This is a genomic window from Streptomyces sp. NPDC002640 (assembly GCF_053592575.1).
Genome location: NZ_JBSFVZ010000016.1, coordinates 17,371 through 37,949, shown reverse-complemented (window position 1 = coordinate 37,949; position 20,579 = coordinate 17,371). Strand labels below are relative to the sequence as shown.

The window sequence follows — 20,579 nt, the reverse complement described above, 5'->3', positions numbered from 1 at the left end:
GCACACGGCTAGAGTCTCTCCCCTCGCTTCACCCGCATCACCGAGGGGGGATTCCTCATGCGCAAGTCCACCGTGGGCGCGGCCCTGCTGGCCGCCGTCTCCACCGCCGCCCTGGGCGTTCTGACCGCCGCCCCGGCGCAGGCCGCCGAGTACAGCTCCGCGCTCAAGATCCGTGGCGTCCAGTACGACGCCCCGGGCACCGACCGCAACAGCTGCACGTCGGGCAACACCAGCCAGGAGTACCTGACGCTGAAGAACTACTCGAAGACCGCGACGATCAACCTCAAGGGGTACGTCGTGGAGGACGCGGCCGGCAACTCGTTCACCTTCACCGCGAGCCACTCCCTGCAGCCCGGGGACTACATCCGCCTGCGCGGCGGCAACGGCGCCGACTCGGACGCCAAGAACGTCGTCTACCGGGACAACTGCAACTTCATGTGGAACAACGACAAGGACACGATCTACCTGTACAAGCCGTCCGGTCCCCGCTCGGACGTCCACGGGTACACCAGGTCCGCCGACGGCGACCGCGACGGGTACATCACGTTCCACAGCTGACCGCCGGACGGCCCGCACGTCACGCACGGGCGCGCTCCTGAGGGGCGCGCCCGTCCGCGCGTCAGGGAACGACCCGCAACTCCTCCGGCCAACCGAGGGAGTCGAGGCGGGTGAAGAGGTCCTTGATGTCGTCCGGGCGGAGTTTCACGGAGCCGTCGGAGCGGTAGTCGGAGTCGCCGTCCCAGCGGCGGGGTTCGGTGTCGCCCTGGGTGCCGTCGCGGTGCATCTCGGAGTGGACGAACAGGTCGGTGCGGGTGACGGTGCCGTCGGAGCAGCGCAGGTTGCCGAGCTGGATGCCGTACCCGCGGACCTTGGCGCCCTTGAACCGCCGGTCCTTGAGCACGATCCGCCACGTGCCGTCGGGCAGCCAGCCCCGTCCGGCGGCGCAGTCGTCCACGCTGCCGTCCCCCGACCCGGCCCGGTAGCGGGCCTGACGCACGCCGTCGCGGTGGAGGGTGAGCGTGGAACGGCCGGGGTCGGCCGGGTTCTTGTCGAACACCAGGGTCACCTCGGGCCGTGCCGAGGCCCCCGCGGGCGCCTCCGCCGTCCCCGCCACCACGGCGGCCACGGCCACCACCCCGCACATCCCGCGCGTCCACCGCGCCCGCCCTGTCGTCCGCTCTCCCGTCGCCACCGCGCTCCCGCCTCCCGTGTCCGCTCCGGCCCCGTCGGTCCGCAGCATCGGTGGTGCGCGGCCGGCGGGGGAAGCGCGGGCGGGACCGGCCACCCGGACGGCAGGAGCACGGTCGCGTCGCACGCCCCGCGCGCGGGCGGTGAGCGCCCCGGGCGGGCCCGTGGGCTCAGCCGTACCGGGCCTGTGACCGCGGGTTGGCCCGGAGCGCGGGGGGCCGGCCGCGCCGGGCTCTTCCGAGCACCGCCCCGGCGGCCAGTCCGGCGGTCAGACGCAGAAACTTCCCTCGTGTCATCGGCACGCACCTTCCGCGAGAAGGCCCTTCTGGATCACCGGGCCGTTCTCGCAGGATCAGCAGGGATCACCGCCGTCGACAGGGCCCGCACCGCCGATTCACCCGGTCGGCCGGAGCCCGCCTCCGCCGCACGCCCGGCCGGGCCCGGTCTCCCGCCGCCGCACGGGCCGTGCGGTCCGGCGCAACGGGCGCTCCACGGCGCCCGGTTCGCGCCGGGGAGCAGGACGACCGCCTCGGTGGCACCGTGCGGTCGTCCCGAGCTTCCGCGCGGGAGTGAACGGGGCGCGGGTGAGGGGCGCGTCGGCTCGGCGGGTGCGCCCTCTGCTGGGTCCGATGGGTGAACGACGGGTGCGACACGGGGCGGGTGGCGGTCGACGGGGGCCGTCTGCTGGTGCCATGGGGGCACCGGACGCGATCACCCGCCCGACCGTTCCGCGTCCGGGGTCCGATCTCTGAGGAGGAACCATGCGCGTTCGCCGCGCCACCGCCACCGTTCTGGCCGCCTTCGCCCTCGTCGCCGGCCTCGGCGCCGGGACCGCCGTCGCCGCCGGCGACGACGACTCGCCGAACCTGTTCTCCGGCACCCTGTGGACCTCCGAGGAGGGCAACTACGGGACCGCCAACGCCGGTCGCGTCGACTGACGACTTCCGCGCGACGTCCTGGCCGCGCTGGGTCACGTCTCACTCCGCTCCGCACCCCCGCAGGTGCCGCGTCCGACGACGCGTCCGCCTCGGGGGTGCGGCGCGTCGCGGCCCGGACGCCCGTGTCGCGCCGACCCGACGGGGAACGCGGCCCGACGGGGAACGCGGCACGGCAGGACGCGACACGGCAGGACGCGACACGGCCGGGCGCGACACGGCCGGGCGCAGCACGGCACGGCAGGGCACGGAGGACAGAGCACGGTGACAGCGGACGCGGGGCGGAGAGGAACGAGCGGTGGATGAGAGAGCGACGGCCGCGCTGCAGTGGGCGCGTCTGATCGAGGCCAGCCACACCGCCACCCTCGAGCAGCTGCCGAGGATGATCGCCCGCCACGCCGAGGCCGCCGGACTGTTCGACGTGACGGTGTTCATCGCGGACATCCGCGAGACCACGCTGCGCCAGCTGACCGGCCAGGGCCAGGACGCCGGCCGCGGCGGGCAGTCGCTCAACGTCCAGGGAAGCCTGCCGGGTCAGGCGTACCAGCGCGTCGACATCGTCCCGGAACGCCTCGCCCCGCCCGTCTCGGGCCGGCAGCGCTGGTGGGTGCCGATCACCGACGGGGTGGAACGGCTGGGGGTGCTGCGCGCGGACACCGACACGGTGGGCGAGCCGGTCCGGGCGGCGTTGCGCGACCTGGCGTCGGTGACGGCCCTGGTCCTGCTCAGCAAGCGTTCCTACAGCGACTCCTACGCGAGGCTCACCCGCACCGAGCCGATGAACGTGGCGGCGGAGATGCAGTGGAACCTCACGCCGCCCCCGGCCTTCGCCGGTCACGAGGTGACCGTGAGCGCGGCCATGGAGCCCGCCTACCACGTGGGCGGGGACGCCTTCGACTACGCGGTGGCCGACAGCACGCTGTACATCAGCATCTTCGACGCGATGGGCCACGACACCACGGCCGGCATCACCGCCAACGTCGCGGTGGCCGCCTGCCGCAACGCCCGCCGCCAGGGCGCCTCGCTGACCGAGACCAGCAGGCACGTGGAGCGCACGCTGGTGCGGGAGTTCAGCACCAGCCGGTACGTCACGGGCATCATGGCCCAGCTCAAGATGGACACCGGCCGGCTGACCTGGATCAACCGCGGCCACCACCTGCCGATCCTGCTGCGCGGCAACCGGTGGATCACGGAACTGTCCTGCCCTCCGGCCGGCCCCCTCGGCACCGACCTCGGGCTGCCGGTGCGGGAGTGCACCGAGCAACTGGAGCCGGGCGACCGGCTGCTGCTCTACACCGACGGCATCGTGGAGGCCCGCGACTCCCGGGGCGTGGAGTTCGGGCGGGAACGCTTCGTCGAGTTCATCCTGCGCCACCACTCGGGCGGTCTGGCCGTGCACGAGACGCTGCGGCGCCTGATGGCGGCGGTGCTGGAGCACCACGACGGGGAGCTCGCGGACGACGCGACCGTGCTGCTGACCGAGTGGCGCGGCGGGTACCAGTCGCTGCTGACCCCCTGACCCCCCTGGCCCAACCCTGACCTCCTGCCCCTGACCTCCTGACCCTGACCTCCTGACCCCCTGACCGGCAGGGCGGAGGTCGTCACCCGTTCCGCCCATCGCGGATGCCGCCGTCCGGGCACGACCCGAGGATGGAGCCACCCTCGGCCCCTTCCTGGAAGCGAGAGTGCCCATGACCCCCACCTCCTCCGGTACGTCCTCCCGGCCGCCGCGCCGCATACGCCTGTCGGCCCGCCGGGCCACCGTGATCACCGCCGCGACCCTGGCGGTCGGAGCGACCGCCGCCGCGCTGTGGCCCTCCCAGCCGGCCGCGGCCGCCGCCGGCACCGCCCCGGCCTGCGTGAAGCGGTACGTGAACCCGACCCACGAGGGGTTCGACGTCCACCTCACCAACGACTGCTCGAAGACGATGCGGGTCCGCGTCGTCGTCGACAACGCCGGGGACAGCCCCTGCTACTCGCTGAACCCGAAGGCGTCGGTGATCTACGCCCACGAGTCGATCACCGGCAGCTACGAGCGCACCGTCACCTGCTGAGGCACCGGTCCCCGTCCCCCGGACGGCCCCGCGGGAGTGCGCGGGGCACCGGGCGCTGGTGGACTCGTCACGTCGGCCCCGCGCCACCGGGTCAGAGCCGAGCGGGGCCGACGACCAGGGCGCGGGCAGCGATGACGTGCCGTCCCCCGGGCCCCGTTCCGCCCGCCCGACGCGGGAGAGCGCTTTTGCCCCGGGCGACTTTCGCCCCCGGCGACTTTTTGTCCGCGGCGACCGGTCATGACGCGGGCGTGGCGTGAAATCGACGTTGTCCGCCGGCGGCGGCGGAGGGGCACGGAACCGGGTGGCGGCGGAAAAGGATCATCGCTCGCCTCGGCCCCTCCTTGCCGTTTTCCTGTCTCCCCCGGCCGCCTTTTCCTGCTTTTCGCGCCGCGATTCCGGTACGCGAGACCCCCGGCTTCCGCGCGAACGCGGAGACCGGGGGCGGCGCGCACCTCGGGGTGCGTCAGGAGGCCGAGGTGGAGGCCTTCTCCGTCCGGGACTGCCCGGGCACGAGGGCCGCGGCGACCGGCTCAGGGTCCTCCGCGGCGACCGGCTCCGGCGGCACGTACCCCTTGAACGCCTCCGGCTTGATCACGCCGGCGTTCACCCCCGCGCCGGGGTCCAGCTCGGCCATGACCCGGTTGAAGTCCTTGGTGGAGAGCCAGAACTTGTACATGATCACGAGCTCGAAGGCCATCATCAGCACCGCCGCGACGGCCGTGGTCCACAGCAGCTGCCCGATCAGCGGGCCCACGATGAAGACGAACATCTGGAACTCGATGCCGCTGACCAGGTGCGGCCTGACCCGCCGCTCGAGGAGCGCGGTGCGGACCCGGGTGTACCAGGGGAACTTGGAGCGGAACTCGGTGTGCAGGTCGATGACCTGACGCTCGGGAGCGAGCGCCCCGGCCCGCAGTTCCTCGGCGCGGGCCTCGGCCTCGTCGTTCGAGTCGTTCTCGCCCTCGCTCTCGCTCTCGCGGAGCAGGTCCTCCATGAAGACGACGCCCGACTCCGGGTCGCCTGAAGCGGCCACCGGGCGGCCGTCCGCGTCCAGGCCCTGCTCGGCGGCAGCGGCGGCGCGGCGCGCGCGCACGGCCTTCTTGATGCGGCCGCGCATGCCCGCGCGCATCTTGTAGATCTGCAGCGCGTCCAGGTACCGCAGGCTGTCCAGGAAGACGACGACCAGGCCGGCGAGGAGGTACACGCCCTCACCGGTACGCAGGTACTGCCCGCCCATCAGGCCGAGGGCGCAGCACAGCACGCGGACGCGGTCGAAGACGTAGTCCAGCCAGCCGCCGAACAGCGAGCCGTTGCCCTTGAGGCGGGCCAGCTTCCCGTCGACGCAGTCCAGCACGAAGCTGAAGTGGTAGATCACCGCACCGATGACCAGGGACAGCGGGTCGCCCGCCAGGAAGAACCCGGCGGACGCCAGACCGAAGACCAGAGCCGCCCAGGTCACACCGTTGGGCGTGACGAACCGGAATTTCGCGAGCACCAGCAGCAGCCGGGTCGCCAGCGGGTCGACGAGAAACACCGTCCACCAGGCGTCCCGCTTCTTACAGGTCAGATGCTGCACGGCTTTCAGCGAAAGTTGACTCATGGCTCCTCGTCACAGGGACGCGTCTCCGATTGGCTGCTCGCGCCGTCGGTGAACCCCCGACGACCGCCCCACTCGCTCCGGCGGTACCAAGATCACGCCCATGGGGGGAATTCGGACTGTAGCAATCACTCACCCTTTCGACGCGCGAACGTAACCTTAAGTTCGGGCGTCGTTTGTCACAGCACTTCGCGTACAACCTTGCGCCTTCTCATCCGTCGTTGTAGCTGAATGTGACAGTCCGCTTCTTCTTCCGGTCGATGGCGGACGTGCGGGCGACGACGCCCGGTGGGGCGCGGGTGCCGGGTCCGGTCAGTGGCTGCCGGCGAGTTCGCCGCTGAGCCTGCCGTGGAGGTGGGCGCTGGGGGTGTTGAGGCCGGTGATCTCCACGCTCTTGCCCCGCCGGGCGTACCTGGTTTCGACGGCGTCCAGCGCGGCCACCGAGGACGCGTCCCAGACGTGGGCGGCGGACAGGTCGATGACGATCCTGCCGGGGTCGCCCGCGTAGTCGAACCGGCCGACCAGGTCGTTGGAGGAGGCGAAGAAGAGGGCGCCGGTGACCCGGTAGACCACCGTGCCGCCGTCGGGGTCGGTGACGGCGGTGACCTCGGCCAGGTGGGCCACCCGCTTCGCGAAGATCACCATGGCGGTGACCGACCCGACGACCACGCCCACGGCCAGGTTGTGGGTCGCCACGACGCAGATCACGGTGATCGCCATGACGGCGATCTCCCCGGCCGGCATCCGGCGGAGCGTCCTCGGGGCCACCGAGTGCCAGTCGAAGGTCGCGAACGACACCATGACCATCACGGCGACCAGCGCCGCCATGGGGATGTCCTGGACGACCGGCCCGAAGACGATGCACAGCACCATCAGGAACACGCCCGCGAGGAAGGTCGACACCCGGGTACGGGCGCCGGACACCTTCACGTTGATCATCGTCTGGCCGATCATGGCGCAGCCGCCCATGCCGCCGAAGAAGCCGGTCACGATGTTGGCCACGCCCTGCCCGACGGACTCGCGGGTCTTGTCGGAGCGGGTGTCGGTGAGGTCGTCGACCAGTTTCGCCGTCATCAGCGACTCCATCAGCCCGACCAGCGCCATCGCGAACGCGTACGGGGCGACCGTCGTCAGGGTGTCCAGGGTGAACGGCACGTCCGGCAGGCCCGGCGTCGGCAGCGCGGAGGGCAGGGCGCCCTTGTCGCCCACGGTGGGCACGGCGATGCCCGCCGCCAGCGTGATCACGGTCAGGACGACGATCGACACGAGCGGCGCCGGGACCACGGTCGTGATCCGCGGGAAGAGCACCATCAGGGCGAGCCCCGCCGCGATCAGCGGATACACGGCCCAGGGGACGTCCCGCATCTCGGGAACCTGCGCCATGAAGATCAGGATGGCGAGCGCGTTGACGAAGCCGACCATCACCGAGCGGGGGATGAACCGCATCAGCTTCGCCACCCCGAGCACGCCGAGGACCACCTGGAAGACGCCGGCGAGGATGACGGCGGCGATCAGGTACCCGAGGCCGTGCTCACGGTTGAGCGGGGCGATGACGAGGGCGACGGCGCCGGTGGCGGCGGAGATCATCGCCCGGCGTCCGCCGACGACCGCGATGGTGACGGCCATCGTGAACGAGGCGAAGAGGCCGAGGGCGGGGTCGACGCCCGCGATGATCGAGAAAGAGATCGCCTCGGGGATCAGCGCGAGGGCGACCACCAGTCCGGCCAGTATCTCGGTGCGCCAGACCTTCGGGTCGGACCACCAGTCGGGCTTCAGGCCGCGCAGGCGGGAGACGGCCGGGGACACGGCGACGGGAGGGACGGGAGGAGAGGACAAGGGGGTGCCTGTCTGTCGGGGTGCCGCACGGCCCGGCGGGGCGGGCGGTGCGGGACGGGGAGTGGGGCGGGGCGGGGCGGTGTGCGGGGTTCGCAGGCGCGTGGCCCGACCGGGGCCCGAGGGGAACGGGACCGGACGTCGGCCGGGGCTCCAGCGGCCGGCGGGGGTCCGGGGCCTGCGCCGCGGCCGGACTCAGCAGCGGTCGGCGGAGGCGCCACCCGGTCAGGGCCGGGGCCGGGCATGCGCCGGAGGCCGGGGGCTGCGGGGACGCCGGGTTCCGGCACCGCCCGCGGTTGCGCGGGGCCTGGGAGCGCGCTTCGCGCGGGTCACGTCCGGCGGCGGAACGTCACGGCGGGCAGGGGGCGGCGGGAGTCATGGGCTCGCGCACGCGTCTCTCCTGCGAGAATCGGAACTTCGCCGGGGGCTCCATCGGCCTCGGCACGGCAACGGCGGGCGACTGCTCGCCGCCCGGCCGGGGGCATCTCTACCCTAACGTTAGGGTAGAGATGGGCGCCCGCGCCCGCCCCGGCGGTCGGGAACGCACACGACGACGAGCGCCGGAGGATGACCAGCGTGGACGGCAAGCACATGCAGATCGGCGAGGTCGCCGCGCGCACGGAGCTGTCCCTGCGCACCATCCGCCACTACGAGGAGACCGGCCTGGTCGTCCCCTCCGCCCGCTCGCAGGGCGGGTTCCGGCTTTACACGGAGACCGACGTCGCGCGCCTGCTGGTGATCCGCCGGATGAAGCCGCTGGGCTTCACCCTGGAGCAGATGCGGGACCTGCTGGACGCCACCGACCGGCTGGACGCCGGCGCCGGGCTCGACGCCGGGGAACGCGAGGCCCTGCTGGAGCGGGTCCGCGCGTACCGGCGGGCCGCGGACGAGCAGGTGGAGAAGCTCCGCGTCCAGCTCGCCCGCGCCGAGGACTTCGCCGCCACCCTCACCGCCCGCCTGGACGAGCCCGTGGACGCACCCGCCGCCACGGTCGACCAGGACGCGAACGGGCCGGACGGCCGCGCGGAGGACGGCCGGGCGTGACGGACGGCCGCGTACACGGTCCGGCACGGCGACCCTCCGGTCGGCGATCCGCCGTCCGGTGCGCTGCCGTGACCTACGGGTGCATCACGATCTTCCCCACGTGCCCCCGCTTGGCGAGCTCCTCCTGTGCCCGGGCGGCCTGATCCAGAGGGAACACCGCGGCGATCACCGGCTGGACGGTCCCCTGCCGGGCCATCTCCATCAGCGCGTCGAAGTACCGGGGCGTGTGCATCGCGGAGCCGACGACCTGCGCGTTGTGCAGGTACAGGCGCCGCACGTCGAAGTCGACGTCGTACCCGCCGAGGGCCCCGGCCACCACCCAGCGGCCCCCTTCGCGCAGCAGCGGCAGTCCGTCGCTCAGCAGGTCCCCGGCGACGACGTCCAGCGCGACGTCCACGCCCTCCGGGGCCACGGCGCGCGTCTGCTCGGTGATGTCCCGCCCCCGGTCGACGACCTCGTGGGCCCCCGCCTTCCGCACCGCGGCCATCTTGGACCCGCTGCTGACGGCCAGCACCCTCGCCCCGCGCGCCCGCGCGATCTGCACCAGCGCGATCCCGACGCCGCCGGACGCCCCCGACACCAGGGCGGTCTCCCCCTCCCGCAGCCGCCCCCGCTCGACCATGCCCAGCGCCGTGCCGTAGGCGGTCGGCAGCGCGGCGAGCTGGTCGTCGGTGAGCGGCGATCCGGTCACGTCGTGCACCCGCTCCGCCTTCGCGGTCACGTACTCGGCGTAGCCACCGTCCCGCTCGCTGCCCATCAGGCCCACCGGGTTCGCGTCCGGGCCGTCGGTGTCGTAGATCGCCGGGTCCACGACCACCCGGCGCCCCACCAGGCCGTCGTCCACGCCCGCGCCGACCGCCGCCACCCGCCCGGCCACGTCGGCGCCCTGGATCCGGGGGAAGTCGATCGGGCCCCGCCAGCCGGACAGCGCCTTCGGGTCCCCCGGGCGGCCGTAGGCGCCGTCGCGCGTCCAGATGTCGGTGTTGTTCAGGGCCACCGCGGCGACCCGCACCAGCACCTCGCCGGGCCCCGGCTCCGGCACGGGCACCTCCGCCGGCTCGAGCACCTCCGGCCCGCCGTGCGCCTGGAGCCGCACCGCGCGCATCGTCCCGGGCACACCCATCACCGAACCCCTCGCCGTCCACTCCCGCCGTACCGAACCCGTCGCCCTCCGCGTACCGCACCACCCCGACCGGAAACAGCGATCGACCACCCCGTAGCGGGCTTCGGCCGGGGGTTAAAGTGCGGTGACGTCGGGGTGAGGGCAGGACGCAGGAACGGGGGCGCTATCCGTGCGGTACCGCAGCGAGAGCGTCACGGATCTACCGCCCGCGGCGGCCGCGGCACTGGGCGTGCTCCTGCTCCTCGTCCTCGCTCTGGTGGTGTGGGGCCTGCTGCGCATTCCGAACTCGGCGAGGCTCCGGAGCCCGGCCGCGCGGGAGCGGGCGCGTCGCGGTGCGGAGAGCCGAAAGCGGCAGAAGGCGCTGCGCGCCCGCCGTGAGGCTCTGCAGCGCACGGCGCGGAAGCGCGAGGACCGGGCATGACCGAAACCGAAGGCACGCGGTCGGGCCGCTCCTCGCGTCCCGTGGAGACGAGCGAGCTGGACCACCTGCGGGAGATCGAGCGCCTCGCCGGCCAGGTCGTCGAGGACGCGGTGGCCGAGGGGCGGCTCGACTTCGAGGACGACGGGGCCGAGGGCGGCACACCGCTGGGGCGGAGCCTTCGCGCGCTGGCGCGGGCCCGTCGTCACTACCACTTCGAGGGCGACGGCTGCCTGGACGAGGACCGCCCCCTCGTGCGGCTCGTCGGGGCCTGCGTGCTGAAGCCCGCGGTGATGCCCGCCGGCGTGGACGAGCCGTACGACGAGGTGTGCGCGCGGCTCGGCGTGGAGCCCCGGCCGGACGGCTGGGCGCTGTGGAACGCCTGGGGCGACGAGGGCGTGAAGGTGACGTTGGTGGTGTCCGCGGTCGCGACGACGGAGGGCCTGATCGCCAACTGGTCGCGCGGGAGGGAGGTCGATCCGGTGACTCCGCTGCCGTCCCAGGTCGCCCTCGTCCGCCGTGGCTGGATCGGGCCGGTGACGTTCGCCCCCCGCGCCGTCCGCCGCCTAGGCGTCGGCGGCCTGCCCCTCTCCCCGGACCCAGGCCCAGACGCGGGCCCAGGCCCAGAACCGGGGGCTGAGGGCCACGCCCTGTCGCCCTGGAGGAGCCGTCGGACGCCGGACCGGTGGGTCAGCGGCCGCCGAGGAGGGTGCGCCAGGTGTTCGGGCCGATCACGCCGTCGGCCGCCAGGATCTGCGCGGCCTGCACCGCAGACCCGGTGGAGCCGGACCTCACCGTCCTGACGCGTGGGGCGACGCACGTCCCCGGCCCGTCCGGGGGCCCGGACCGGGGACGACCGCCGTTACGAGACCGGGGACCGGGAAGGCGGCGACGGGGAGGGTACGGGTGCGGGGGCTCAGGCCGCCGGGACCGGCAGCGGGCGGGCCTCCGCGGACCGCGCGGCCTCCCGCGTGCGCCACCACCGGCGCGACGCCAGCCCGGCCAGCAGCGCCCCCGTGGCGTTGACCAGCACGTCGTCCACCGAGGACACCCGGTCCAGCCGCAGCACGTACTGCGCGACCTCCACCAACGCCGAGCAGCCCGCCCCGAGCGCCAGGATCCTCGGCGCGGACGCCAGCGCCGCGAACCGTATCGGGGCGAAGAAACCGAGCGCCGCGAAGATCACCAGGTTGCCGGCGATCCCCAGCGGCCCCATCACGATCAGGTCCCGCAGCGGCACCAGACTCACCCGGCCGGGCACCAGGCCGGCCGCCTCGCCCGGCATCATCGTCATCCACACCAGGGGAACGGTGCCGTGGACCATGCCCACCTCGGCGAGCGACATCCGCCACGCCGACACCGTCCCGGCCGCCCGCCGCCGCCACGCGAGCAGCCACGCCACCAGCAGCGACAGCGGCACCGTGACCAGCGTCATCAGCACCACGCCGTTGAACGTGTCGCCGCAGCCGTGCCACTGCCCGGCCATGCACCGGGGGGCGGCCATCAGCAGCATCCGGTGCGGGAAGAAGAACAGCAGGGCCGCGGTGCCGAGGACCGCCAGGCCGACGATCAGGAACCGGCGGGTGCGGCGGGGCGGTGCGGGCGAGGACGCGGTCTGGTTCACGGCCCCCATTCAAGAGGGGCGGGCGTCGTCACCGCGTAAGTGGTCCCCGCGGTGCGCGGATTGCACGGATTCCGCCCTGGGGCCATCGAGGTCACGGGCACCACGGGCACCACGGGCACGCGCCATCATGGGGCATGCGCCCGAACGACTGGCATCTCGAACTCACCGAGGACGTCGACGCCTTCCTCTCCCGGGCGGGGGCCTTCCTCCGCTCACGCCCCGGCCGGCACGTCCTGCAGCTCACCTGGGCCGAACGGGTCCGCACCCGCGGTCCGCGGTCGTTCGGCCCCGAACTCCCCGTCTTCGGCACGCTGGAGCGGGACGGCGAGGTGCACGCCACCCTCTACCGCCTCCCGCCCCGCGCCCTGGGCCTCTCCCCGCTGACCCCCGAGCAGGCCGAGACCCTGGCCTCCCACCTGGCCGGCCTCCGCCACGACCTGACCCGGGTCAGCGCGGACCACGACACCGCCACCGCCTTCGCCGATGCCTGGCAACGGCACACCGGCGCGACACCGGCCCTCCGGGAGACCCGGCTGTGCCTCTACGCCCTGGACGCCCTCACCCCTCCGCGGCCGCTGCCGCCGGGCCGGGCCCGCGTCCTGGGCGAGGACGACCTCGACGAGGCGATCCACTGGTGCGCCGCGTTCGCCCGCGCCGTCGGCGAGACCGGCACCGTCGACGCCGCGTCCTGGCCCACCACCCGGTACGCCGACAAGCGCTACACCCTCTGGGAGACCCCCGACGGCACACCCGTCTCGGTCGCCGGCATGAACCCGCTGATCGGCGGCCAGGTCCAGGTCGACGTCGTCCACACCCCCGCCCACCACCGCGGCCACGGCTACGCCGCCGCCGTCACCGCCGAGGTGACCCGGGCGGCCCTGGCCGCGGGCGCCCGGGACGTCGTCCTCTTCGCCGACCTCGCCAACCCGACCAGCAACGCCCTCTACCGGCGCCTGGGTTACCGCCCGCTCACCACCTGGGCGATGTACGACTTCTCCTGAACCGGCCCCTGGGCGACGGCGCCTGCTTCGCGAGGCCGACCGGCCGTGCGCGTCCGGCCGTCAGTCCTCCACGACGGCCGAGGTGCGGGCGAACCAGGTCCGCGCCTCCTCGTCCGGGAGGACGCGGGTCAGCCGGGCGCTGCCCGGCAGGTTGGGGAAGAACCGGTCTGCGTTCCAACTGCGCGCGTACAGCGGCTCGTCCAGCACCAGCAGGCGGCGGCCCTCCACCACGGGTATGTCGTCGGGCAGGCCCTCGTTCCATATCCGCCCGCCGTCGGGCGCGAGGAGCTCGAACGCCCCCGTCGCGACCGTGTCCGTGCGTCCCCGGGCGGGCGCGGGGTCCGTGGCCAGGCGGACGCTCTCCGCAGAGGGGGCGACGCCGGGGACGTGACCGCCGCCGACGAGCACGTGGGCGAGCAGCGTGTGCAGTTGGAAGTTGTCCCCGATGCCGCCGATCCGCACCTCGAACGCCTTGCCGCTGGGCCGGTGCAGCACGATCACGGGCTCGTCGTCCAGGACGGCGAGCGCGTAGGCCAGGCACTTGAGGTCGTGCGCCTCCAGGGCCGCCACCTCGTGGCACAGGGGCAGCAGTGCGGCCCCGTGCTGTCGCCGCACCTCCGCGTCGCCCAGCAGCACGGCCAGCGCGGGCGGCTGCCAGTTCTCCACGGAGCACCAGGCGAGCGCCAGCCTCAGCGCCTCGTACGCGTCGTCGCCGCCGAGGCGGGCCAGGAACGCGTCGTCGATCGACTCCTCGTCCGGCTCGGGCAGTTCCTCCTCGGCGCCCTGGGCCGCCCTCCAGCGGGCGGCGAACTCCAGCGCGTCGGCCAGGTCCCGCCGTACGGCGTCGAGGACGGGACCGGCGCAGGCCCGCGGGTCGGCGCCGCGCTCGACGCAGTACCCGGCCGCGTGGGCCAGGTACGGACGCGGCCCGGCGGGCGGGAAGTCGGGCAGCAGCGTCGCCAACCGGGGCCCCGCCGGCACCAGTTCGTCGTCCAGCGCCTCCGGCAGCCTCTGCATCACGGCGCCGAAGGCCCGTTCGGTCCGCTCCCCGTCGCGCACGGCGACGGCCTGCTCCAACTCGTCCACCAGGGCGCCGAGTCCGGCGGCCCTCCTTCTCCTGAAGATCACCGGCACACCATAGGCGCCCGCTCCGACACCCTCCGGCCCGGGCGGGCCGGGCCCCGTGCCGGACGCCGGTGCGCCGCGCGGACGGTTCCGCTACGGCAGCTCGACGACCTTGCCGTTCTCGTCGAGGGTGCGGGTCTGCCAGTACTCGTCCCACTTGTCGCCGACCTTCTGCGGCACCTTGCCCTCGGGGTACCGCACCATGTCCTTCGGCGGCTCCTCGCCGTCCGCGACGCACGCGCTGCCGGAGTTGTTCACCGCCAGCACCGGGTACTCGCCCTTGCTGCAGATGTCCTCCTCGTACGCCCACCCGGAGCAGCCGCTCAGCACCGCCACGGCCATCGCGGCCCCCACGAGGGCGGCGACGGCCCCCCGGCCACGCCCTCCGGTGGTCCCGCCCGTGCTCCTCCGCCCGACGCGCACGCCCATGTCCGTCCCCCGCTTCTCGGCCCGGGCGGCCGGCCCCCTGCTGGAGCCGGCTCGTCCGCCCGTTCGCCGTGCCTCAACTCTCGCTCCCGGCGCGGCCGGAGAACTGAGTACGCGTACTCGCCCACGGCCGCCCGCGTACTCAAACCCGCACGGGCCGGGGGGCGGGGCGGAGTGGTCGGGCGCGGCCTGGGGGCGCGAGAGGGGTCGGTCGAGCACGGCACGGGCCCGCGAGCGGGGGTCGCCGAGCACGGCACGGGGGCCGCGAGCGGGGGTCGCCGAACACGGCACGGGGGGACGCGATGGGCGGCCGGTCGAGCGCGGCGCGGGCCCGCAAGCGGCGATCGGTTGCGTTGCCGCCCGGGCACGCGGTTCAGCGCTGGGCCCCGTACTCGCCCGGGGCACGCGGTTCAGCGCGGGGCCCCGCAGTCGCCCGGGGCACGCGAGCGGCGGTCGGTCGCGTACCCCCGAGCCGCGCGGCACAGGCCTAAAGATCGAGTACCGCCCGCACCGCCGTCTCCACCCGCGCCATGTCCCCCGGCGCGAGGTGCCCGAGCAGCTTCCCCTCCTCGAACCGCCGGGGCCTGAACGCCGCGATGTCCGGGGCCATCACGACCCCGCGCACCGGCGCGGTCACCGGCACCGTGACCAGCGTGTCCAGCGCGTCGTCGACCTCCTGCACGGGGACGCACACGACGCCCCCGGGATGCAGCCGGGTGACGGCGGAGTTCTCGATCACGACCACCGTTCGCTCCCGCCCCACGGTGGGCACCCGCCACACCGACCCCCGCTCGATGTCGATCACGAGGCGTCCTCCTCCGCCGCCAGCCAGAAGTCGGCGGCCACGTCCGTCTCGAGCGCCCGGATCCGCCGGTACTCGGCCATGGCGTCGCTCAGGAGCTTCTCCCACATGGCCTGGGCGGCGAAGTCCGACAGGTCGGGGTGGGCCGCCCTGGCCCGGCGCACCAGGTCCGGCGGAAGGGTGAGGGAGATCTTCTCTCGCACAGCGCTCATGGGCACAACCTACTCACGCCCGTCCACCCACGGCCGACTCCCGCCCGCCAACGCCGCGCCGGTGACGCCCCGTTCGGGTGACCGCGCGCAGCCGCCTCGTTCAGGTGACCGCCGGCCGCCCGTCCGCACAGACCCGGCCCCCGCCGCCCCGCCGCGGCCCCGGCCGCCGCCCATCCTCCCGTCGGGGCCGGGCTCTCCCGTCCCGCTCCCCCGCACCAGCAGCCGGTACCCGCCCGGCGGCACGCCCTCCCTCCTGCGGAACGCCCGGCTGAACTCCGAGGACCGCGGGAACCCCCAGCGCGCCCCGATGGCGTGGACCGGCACCGCCTGGAGCGCCGGGTCGGCGAGGTCGCGGCGGCAGCGGGCGAGGCGGCGTTCGAGGATGAACGCCGACGGCGTCGTGCCCTGCTCCTGAAATGTCACCTGCAGGTAGCGCAGCGAGATGCCGAACGCCCGGGCGACCCCGGCCGGCGCGAGCCCCGGATCGGCGAGGTGACGTTCCACGAACGCCGCGCACTTCATGAACAGCACCCGGCGCTGCGAGTCCGGCAGCAGGTCCGCGTTCACGTCCCGGTCCACGAAGTGCCCCAGCACGGCGGTTGCCAGGTCCACCGCGCTCTGCCCGGTGCGGGTCAGGTCGTGCGGGGAGAGCGAGGGGTACTCGTCCACCAGTCCCCTGAGCAGCCCCGCCAGTACCTTCCCCAGCCCAGACGTCGTCGGTAAGGGAACCCCCAGCAGTTCCCGCACCCGCTTCCGCGGCAGCCGCACCATCTGCTGGGGCAGCCGCAGCACCAGCGCCCCCGCCAGACTCGCGGTGACGGCCGTCCACGACCGGAACGGCAGGGACGAGTCGCAGAGCACCATCTCCCCCGGCCTCACCACCGCCTGCCGCCGCTGCTGCTCGATGCCCTGGTCGCCGTGGACGACCAAGGCCAGTTCGAACACCTCCGGATCGTCGCGCCGGATGAGCCGCGGGGTGCGTTCCACCGCCTGCGCGCTGTACGTGGCCTCCGTGAGCCCACCGCAGCCGAGCGGCATGGACACCAGCCGGCCCCGGCAGTCGTCCGGGTCCAGGAAGCGGCACGACAACGGCAGCACGTCCCGGCCGACGGCCTCCTCCCAGGCGGTGGCGCGGTCAGGGCAGGGCAGAGCCTCGAGATTCAACACGGTGCGCACAACGTCCCCCTCAGGTCCCCCGATGGCGATGCACCCCACGCCTGCGCCGCCCGACGATTACACCGGCTTGACGCGCGTCACGCCTACGGGCGTGCGCCTCCCGCCAATCACTGTGCGCCGACGGCACATGCGCCACGGTCCGCCCTCGACACAGAGTTGCCTCGCCTGCACGTCCGGTCCCCGCCGAGCCCTTCCCGCCGGGAACCGAAGGCCGGGTGCGTCCACGACCCTCCGTCGCGGACGTCCCCGTCAGCCGTCCGTCACACGACTGGAGCCCGACATGAGCCTGCGCAAGAAGCTGGCGTTCACCGCCGCCACGGCCGCGATGGCCGCCTCGGCGGGAATGCTCACCGCCGCCCCGGCGTCCGCCGGCCCCAACTGCGCCTCCGGCTACCACTGCGTCTTCTACCTGGGCATCAACAACTCGGCCCGCCACTCGTACTTCGACTCCGACAGCAACTTCTCGGGCGACACCTTCAACCAGCTCACCTCCCGCTCCGGCGGCGGCCTCAGCGTGAACAACAACACGGTGTCCGCGAGCAACTCCTCGTCCTCGGGGCTGGAGAGCCACTACTACAACTACTCGAACCACAGCGGCTTCGTGTTCTGCGTGAACCCGGGCTCGTACGTGGACTACCTGCCGACGGCCCAGCAGAACCTGGCCAGTTCCCTGCTGCTGCGCGGGACGACGTCCATCTCCTGTTACTGACCCGGCTCGGTGGCCGGCTGACGGCCGACCCGACGCCCGGTTCGGCGGCGGCCACCCGGCAAGCGGCTCGGTGGCGGCGGCACATCGGCGCACCGCCGCCACCGCCGCCGATCGGCCCGGGCGGGGCGGTGCCGTGGGCGCCCACGACACCGCCGCGCCCGGGCGCCACAGCGCCCTGCGGCGCGGACGTGGCGGGAGCGGAGCGAGGCGTAGGCCGGTCGGGGGCGCGCCCAGGCAACGGGTTCCTGGGCGGCCGGGCACCCGGGGATATCTGGACGTAGCTGAGGGCCGGGCCCGCGCCGGCCGCCGTCCCTCCCGTGCGGAGTCCCGCGCACGGCCGGACCCTGCCACCCCTGCCGCGGCCCCGCAGCCGCACCACCACCCCGCGTACGCACCACGCGCGCCGCGCCCCTGGCCCACGCCCGCGCGCGCCTCTCCCTCTCCCCCTTCCACCACCACCCGCTCCGCACCCTCACGTCGTCATCCCACTCACGTCGTCATCCGGAGGACGCCATGCCACCGACGAGCCCGCCCACCGGACCGACCGAGCCGCCCGCCGCCCCGGAACCGTCCCCGTCCCGCTCACGGCACCCGTCCCGCCGCGCACGCGGGCGCCGCCGAGCCGGGACGGTCCTCGCCGTGGTCGTTCCGGTCACCCTGGCCGCGACGATCGGCTGGACCCTCGGCCGCGACGACACCCCCGCCGCCCCGCCGTCCCCGTCCACCGCCGAGCTGACCGCCCTGCGCGGCTCCCTCCCCCTGCACACCCTGCTGAACGCCTCCCCCGAAGCGGCACGCCAGGCACACCGCGCGGAACAGGCCCTCATCGCCGCCTGCATGACCCGCCACGGCATGCGGTACGAACCCGCTCCCAACCTCGCTCCCGCCGGTTCGGAAACGGTCGGCACCTCCCCGTCCCACTTCGGCATCGAGGCCGTGGGCACCCCGTCGGAACAGGCCCCTCCGACCCGGCAGCCCACGGAACGCAGACAGGACGCATCATTCGACCGTGCCCTCTACGGCGACCCGGAGCGGAAGATCGCCGCCCGCAACAAGGCCATCCGCGTCACCCGCCCCGCCACCGGCTGCCTCGCCGAGGCGCAGACCCGTCTCCTCGGTGGCCGTGAAGCCCGCCAACGCGACCTCGCCCTCCGCCTCTCCCTCGACCAGGGCGAACGCGACGCCGTCGCCGGCCTGGCCCGCGACCCCGCCCTCCGCACCGCCGACGAGGACTGGAGCGCCTGCATGGCCGACGAGGGCGTCCAGGCCACCACCCCCGCCACCTTCGCCCAGCGCCTCCCCGAGGGCACCGACCTCGCCACCGACCCGTCCGTCACCGCCGACCTGCGCTGTAAGCAGCGCACCGACTACCTGACGCGCGCCTACGGCCGCCTCGCCGCGCTGCAGCGGCACTGGCTGAAGCGGCACCAGGACGACGCCGCCGAGTGGCGCACCCTCCGCTCCCACGAGGCGACGGAAGCGGCAAAGGTCCTCAAGGCGACGCGGGACAGTGGGCGCACGGCCCGGTGAAGCCCTCCGAACCCCCACCGACCGCTCGACCCCCTCCCCGGCCCACGTGCCGTAAGCCAGGGAAACCCAGAGAAGCCGACCTTCCCGCAGCAGGCCATCGCGCTGCCCGCGGCGGAGCGGGTGCTGCTGGAGGACGTCGCGGTGGGCGGCGAGGCCCGGGAGACGGCTGCCGATGCCCTCTCCGCCTGGGCGGCGAAGCTGCCGTTCACGGTAGAGCCGAAGCTCTGATCTCCTACCTCAGCCGGTGCACCCCAGGGCCGATCCCAACACTGGCAGAATGATGATGTGAGCAGCGTCGTCCCCTCATCCGCCGCCGTCTCGGCCCGCATGAGCCGCCAGGGCCGTCGAGACACGGCACCCGAGGTCGCGGTCAGACGCCTGCTGCACGCCTCCGGGTTGCGTTTCCGGGTCAACGTGCCCGTTCCCGGGATGCCGCGCAGAACGATCGACATCGTCTTCCCCCGACTCAAGATCGCCATATTCATGGACGGCTGCTTCTGGCACGGCTGCCCCCAGCACGCCACGCAGCCGAAGTCGAACGCGGAGTGGTGGCGGGCCAAGCTGGACAAGAACATGGCTCGGGACACCGAAACCACCGCGCACCTTGGTGAGACCGGGTGGACGGTCCTCCGCTTCTGGGAACACGAGAGTCCTGACGAGGTCGCGCAGACGGTCCGTGATCTCGTGATGCGGCGCCGTTCATTGGCATAGCCACCCACTTTTTCCGCAGGTCGGTGTCGTCATCGTCTCCCCGGTGGCATGATCCTCAGAATCGACCACTGGGGGGAAACCATGAGGAGATTTACGTCTGTCGATGTCTGTTCCGGGGCCGGTGGCCTGGCTCTGGGTCTCGAACAGGCAGGCTTCGATCCGGTTCTCGTCCTGGACCACGGGCAGGACCCCTGCCGGACGCTGCACCACAACAGGCCGGGGTGGAAGGTTCTCCGAACGGACCTCGAGGAGTTCGATCCCGCCGATCACCAGGAGAGCTACAACGTCGATCTTCTTTCGGCGGGCCTGCCGAGGGTCCTTTCTCCGGCCACGAAGAACCGGACCGGCAGCGACGGCAAGGAGCTCGCCCTTCTCCGGGCCACGGCCTTTCTGGCCCACGGCGTAGGCTCCAAGGCGATCCTCATCGACAACGTCCCCGAACTCGTCGAGCGGGCCGACTACGCCCCGATCCGTGACTTCGTCCGGGACGAGTTCGAGCATCTCGGATACGAGGTGCATTGGTTCGTCCTGAACGCGGCCGACTTCGGGGTTCCTCAGGAGAGGCCTCACGGCTTCATCGTGGCTTTGAAGGAGCCCTACGCCGGCAGGTTCCGGATACCGAAGGCGACCGTGACGCGCCACATGACCGCCGGCGAGGCGCTGCTCGAGTCCATGGCGTCTCGCGGTTGGTCCGGCGCCGAGGATTGGGCCCGCACCGCCGCTCGCCCCGCCCCGACTCTCGTCGGCGGCTCCGAGAACCGAGGAGGTGCCGACCTCGGGCTCACCGGCACGAAGAAGATCTGGGCAACCATGGGGATCAACGGCGGAGCCTTGGCCGACGAGGTTCCGGGACCGGACGGGGTGCAGGAGTCGGACAAGTCCGGGCACCCGCTCAAGAAGCTCACGGTCGACCAGGCTGCGCTGCTGCAGGCCTTCCCGAAGGACTGGGCCATCACCGGCAGGAAAACTGCACGCTACCGGCAGATCGGCCACGCCACGCCGCCTCCGCTCGCGCGGGCCGTGGGTGAGGCCGTCGCGCGAGCGCTCTGCGACTGAGGTGACGGCCGGCGT

The 20,579-nt window shown here is 73.5% G+C and carries 22 protein-coding genes; 12 read left to right on the top strand and 10 right to left on the bottom strand.

Going from position 1 to position 20,579, the window contains the following annotated elements; all coding sequences use genetic code 11:
* Window positions 1–57: 57 nt before the first annotated feature.
* Window positions 58–558, top strand: coding sequence for a lamin tail domain-containing protein (locus tag ACWD3O_RS21085; RefSeq protein ID WP_451416927.1), 501 nt, complete (start codon window positions 58–60; stop codon window positions 556–558).
* A gap of 61 nt (window positions 559–619) precedes the next feature.
* On the opposite strand, the gene ACWD3O_RS21080 is transcribed toward ACWD3O_RS21085, so the two are convergent.
* Entirely contained in the window at window positions 620–1,132 is a 513-nt protein-coding gene (locus tag ACWD3O_RS21080; protein ID WP_451416926.1) for a hypothetical protein, read from the bottom strand.
* An 817-nt stretch (window positions 1,133–1,949) separates the two neighbouring features.
* Between ACWD3O_RS21080 and ACWD3O_RS21075 the strand changes: the two genes are divergently transcribed.
* The 3 genes from ACWD3O_RS21075 (at window position 1,950) to ACWD3O_RS21065 (ending at window position 4,177) form a co-directional block, all read left to right on the top strand.
* On the top strand, window positions 1,950–2,126 hold the full coding sequence (locus ACWD3O_RS21075; RefSeq protein WP_361140601.1) for a hypothetical protein: 177 nt from the start codon (window positions 1,950–1,952) through the stop codon (window positions 2,124–2,126).
* A 379-nt stretch (window positions 2,127–2,505) separates the two neighbouring features.
* The gene (locus ACWD3O_RS21070) at window positions 2,506–3,642 is read left to right on the top strand and encodes a PP2C family protein-serine/threonine phosphatase (RefSeq protein WP_451417004.1); all 1,137 of its coding nucleotides are present in this window, start codon (window positions 2,506–2,508) and stop codon (window positions 3,640–3,642) included.
* Between the two features lie 172 nt (window positions 3,643–3,814).
* Complete coding sequence (locus ACWD3O_RS21065; RefSeq protein ID WP_451411159.1) at window positions 3,815–4,177, top strand: beta-Ig-H3/fasciclin; 363 nt, start codon at window positions 3,815–3,817, stop codon at window positions 4,175–4,177.
* A gap of 463 nt (window positions 4,178–4,640) precedes the next feature.
* On the opposite strand, the gene ACWD3O_RS21060 is transcribed toward ACWD3O_RS21065, so the two are convergent.
* A complete protein-coding gene (locus ACWD3O_RS21060; protein WP_451411160.1) occupies window positions 4,641–5,777 on the bottom strand; it encodes a CDP-alcohol phosphatidyltransferase family protein in 1,137 nt (378 codons plus the stop codon).
* Window positions 5,778–6,086: 309 nt separating this feature from the next.
* Window positions 6,087–7,580 (bottom strand): SulP family inorganic anion transporter, encoded by a 1,494-nt coding sequence (locus tag ACWD3O_RS21055; RefSeq protein ID WP_451411268.1) that lies wholly within the window; start codon window positions 7,578–7,580, stop codon window positions 6,087–6,089.
* Window positions 7,581–8,183: 603 nt separating this feature from the next.
* Here ACWD3O_RS21055 and ACWD3O_RS21050 point away from each other — a divergent pair.
* The gene (locus ACWD3O_RS21050; protein WP_451416925.1) at window positions 8,184–8,651 is read left to right on the top strand and encodes a MerR family transcriptional regulator; all 468 of its coding nucleotides are present in this window, start codon (window positions 8,184–8,186) and stop codon (window positions 8,649–8,651) included.
* A 73-nt stretch (window positions 8,652–8,724) separates the two neighbouring features.
* Here the strand turns inward: ACWD3O_RS21050 and ACWD3O_RS21045 are convergent, their stop codons facing one another.
* Complete coding sequence (locus ACWD3O_RS21045; protein WP_451411164.1) at window positions 8,725–9,774, bottom strand: zinc-binding dehydrogenase; 1,050 nt, start codon at window positions 9,772–9,774, stop codon at window positions 8,725–8,727.
* 169 nt (window positions 9,775–9,943) lie between these two features.
* Here ACWD3O_RS21045 and ACWD3O_RS21040 point away from each other — a divergent pair, with 169 nt between their 5' ends.
* Both ACWD3O_RS21040 and ACWD3O_RS21035 read left to right on the top strand, forming a co-directional pair.
* The gene (locus tag ACWD3O_RS21040; RefSeq protein WP_451416924.1) at window positions 9,944–10,195 is read left to right on the top strand and encodes a hypothetical protein; all 252 of its coding nucleotides are present in this window, start codon (window positions 9,944–9,946) and stop codon (window positions 10,193–10,195) included.
* Window positions 10,192–10,995, top strand: a complete 804-nt coding sequence (locus tag ACWD3O_RS21035) for a hypothetical protein (RefSeq protein WP_451416923.1) — start codon at window positions 10,192–10,194, stop codon at window positions 10,993–10,995. The genes ACWD3O_RS21040 and ACWD3O_RS21035 overlap by 4 nt, the downstream gene beginning before the upstream one ends.
* Window positions 10,996–11,108: 113 nt before the next feature.
* On the opposite strand, the gene ACWD3O_RS21030 is transcribed toward ACWD3O_RS21035, so the two are convergent.
* Window positions 11,109–11,816, bottom strand: a complete 708-nt coding sequence (locus ACWD3O_RS21030) for a VanZ family protein (protein ID WP_451416922.1) — start codon at window positions 11,814–11,816, stop codon at window positions 11,109–11,111.
* A gap of 134 nt (window positions 11,817–11,950) precedes the next feature.
* On the opposite strand from ACWD3O_RS21030, the gene ACWD3O_RS21025 reads away from it, so the two are divergent.
* Complete coding sequence (locus ACWD3O_RS21025) at window positions 11,951–12,817, top strand: GNAT family N-acetyltransferase (protein WP_451416921.1); 867 nt, start codon at window positions 11,951–11,953, stop codon at window positions 12,815–12,817.
* 60 nt (window positions 12,818–12,877) lie between these two features.
* Here ACWD3O_RS21025 and ACWD3O_RS21020 read toward each other — a convergent pair whose 3' ends face one another.
* The 5 genes from ACWD3O_RS21020 to ACWD3O_RS21000 all read right to left on the bottom strand — a co-directional run bounded on the left by ACWD3O_RS21020 (window position 12,878) and on the right by ACWD3O_RS21000 (window position 16,558).
* Window positions 12,878–13,945 carry a hypothetical protein gene (locus tag ACWD3O_RS21020; RefSeq protein WP_451416920.1) on the bottom strand — a complete coding sequence of 356 codons (1,068 nt, stop codon included), beginning with the start codon at window positions 13,943–13,945 and terminating at the stop codon, window positions 12,878–12,880.
* A 90-nt stretch (window positions 13,946–14,035) separates the two neighbouring features.
* On the bottom strand, window positions 14,036–14,371 hold the full coding sequence (locus ACWD3O_RS21015; RefSeq protein WP_451411171.1) for an SCO0607 family lipoprotein: 336 nt from the start codon (window positions 14,369–14,371) through the stop codon (window positions 14,036–14,038).
* A 484-nt stretch (window positions 14,372–14,855) separates the two neighbouring features.
* Window positions 14,856–15,173, bottom strand: coding sequence for a type II toxin-antitoxin system PemK/MazF family toxin (locus ACWD3O_RS21010; RefSeq protein ID WP_451416919.1), 318 nt, complete (start codon window positions 15,171–15,173; stop codon window positions 14,856–14,858).
* Window positions 15,170–15,382 (bottom strand): hypothetical protein, encoded by a 213-nt coding sequence (locus tag ACWD3O_RS21005; RefSeq protein WP_451416918.1) that lies wholly within the window; start codon window positions 15,380–15,382, stop codon window positions 15,170–15,172. The genes ACWD3O_RS21010 and ACWD3O_RS21005 overlap by 4 nt, the downstream gene beginning before the upstream one ends.
* Before the next feature lie 9 nt (window positions 15,383–15,391).
* The gene (locus ACWD3O_RS21000; protein WP_451416917.1) at window positions 15,392–16,558 is read right to left on the bottom strand and encodes an AraC-like ligand-binding domain-containing protein; all 1,167 of its coding nucleotides are present in this window, start codon (window positions 16,556–16,558) and stop codon (window positions 15,392–15,394) included.
* Window positions 16,559–16,838: 280 nt separating this feature from the next.
* Between ACWD3O_RS21000 and ACWD3O_RS20995 the strand changes: the two genes are divergently transcribed.
* The 4 genes from ACWD3O_RS20995 to ACWD3O_RS20980 all read left to right on the top strand — a co-directional run bounded on the left by ACWD3O_RS20995 (window position 16,839) and on the right by ACWD3O_RS20980 (window position 20,564).
* Entirely contained in the window at window positions 16,839–17,267 is a 429-nt protein-coding gene (locus ACWD3O_RS20995; protein ID WP_451416916.1) for a hypothetical protein, read from the top strand.
* Between the two features lie 639 nt (window positions 17,268–17,906).
* Window positions 17,907–18,797 (top strand): hypothetical protein, encoded by an 891-nt coding sequence (locus ACWD3O_RS20990; protein WP_451416915.1) that lies wholly within the window; start codon window positions 17,907–17,909, stop codon window positions 18,795–18,797.
* A 285-nt stretch (window positions 18,798–19,082) separates the two neighbouring features.
* Window positions 19,083–19,508 (top strand): very short patch repair endonuclease, encoded by a 426-nt coding sequence (locus ACWD3O_RS20985; protein ID WP_451416914.1) that lies wholly within the window; start codon window positions 19,083–19,085, stop codon window positions 19,506–19,508.
* 48 nt (window positions 19,509–19,556) lie between these two features.
* Entirely contained in the window at window positions 19,557–20,564 is a 1,008-nt protein-coding gene (locus ACWD3O_RS20980) for a DNA cytosine methyltransferase (protein WP_451416913.1), read from the top strand.
* Window positions 20,565–20,579: the final 15 nt, after the last annotated feature.